The organism is Streptomyces sp. NPDC015125 (assembly GCF_043080045.1).
Classification (GTDB): Bacteria; Actinomycetota; Actinomycetes; order Streptomycetales; family Streptomycetaceae; genus Streptomyces.
Genome location: NZ_JBIBVF010000070.1, coordinates 1 through 1065, shown reverse-complemented (window position 1 = coordinate 1065; position 1065 = coordinate 1). Strand labels below are relative to the sequence as shown.

General features: G+C 65.5%; 2 pseudogenes. Both read left to right on the top strand.

Features of this window, described 5'->3' with window-relative positions:
- A pseudogene (locus ACF088_RS41385) lies at nt 1-318 on the top strand (export associated protein); the annotation flags it as partial.
- A gap of 253 nt (nt 319-571) precedes the next feature.
- Nucleotides 572-1065 (top strand): annotated as a pseudogene (locus tag ACF088_RS41380) (TerC family protein); the annotation flags it as partial.

Here is a 1065-nt window from a genome sequence, read left to right as displayed (position 1 = left end):
CTGATCGTCAACGACATCCCGCACGGTTTCGACGACCGGGCCGTCAACCAGCTGCGCTATCTCGCCGACGAGGGTCCGGCCGTCGGGGTCCACCTGATGATGGTCGCCGACCGCGAGGAGTCCACCGGGTTCGGACCGCTGCTCGATCCGCTGTGGCGCTCGCTGCTCCGGCTGACGCCGGTGGCCGACGACCACCTCGCCGACCCGTGGGTCGGGCATGCCTGGACGTATGAGCCCCCGCTCGTGCCGCCCGGCAGTCAGGTGCTCCGGCAGGTGCTCTCCCAGGTCGCCGCCGCCCGCCGGTCATGGGGTCGGTGACCGCCTCCGAGCTGGGCTTTTGAGCTTTATTTGCAAATCTCTTTACCTTCCCTTGGGGATTGGGGTACTGTCGTCCGTACGGAGGGGAGTACTCCCTGTCTGTGCGGCGTACCCGTCAATACGGATCAGGCCAGATCCCGGGGCGTCGGCCCGTGGTTCCGAACGCATCGCGCGTCCCGGACCCCGCGGGTGGAAGAGACCTCCGGCAGCGACGACGCTGACATCTGCCGTGTGACGTACTGCCGGAGGCGTAGTGGAAGTTTCGGTGACCCTGTGGGTCCTGACCATCGTGGGCCTTGCCGCCCTCATCGCGGTCGATTTCTTCATCGGCCGCAAACCGCACGACGTATCGATGAAGGAAGCCGGTATCTGGACCGGCGTCTGGATCGCCCTGGCGGGCCTCTTCGGGCTCGGCCTGCTGCTCTTCGGCGGCGGTGAACCCGCCGGCGAGTTCTTCGCGGGCTTCATCACCGAGAAGTCGCTGAGCGTGGACAACCTTTTCGTCTTCGTCCTGATCATGGCGAAGTTCGCGGTGCCCTCGCAGTACCAGCAGCGGGTTCTGCTCATCGGTGTCCTCATAGCCCTGGTCCTCAGGGCCGTCTTCATCGCCGCGGGTGCCGCGATCCTCGCCAGTTTCGCCTGGGTCTTCTACATCTTCGGTGCCTTCCTCATCTACACCGCCTGGAAGCTCATCCAGGAGGCCCGTGCAGACGAGGACGACGAGGAGTTCGAGGAGAACAAGCTCCT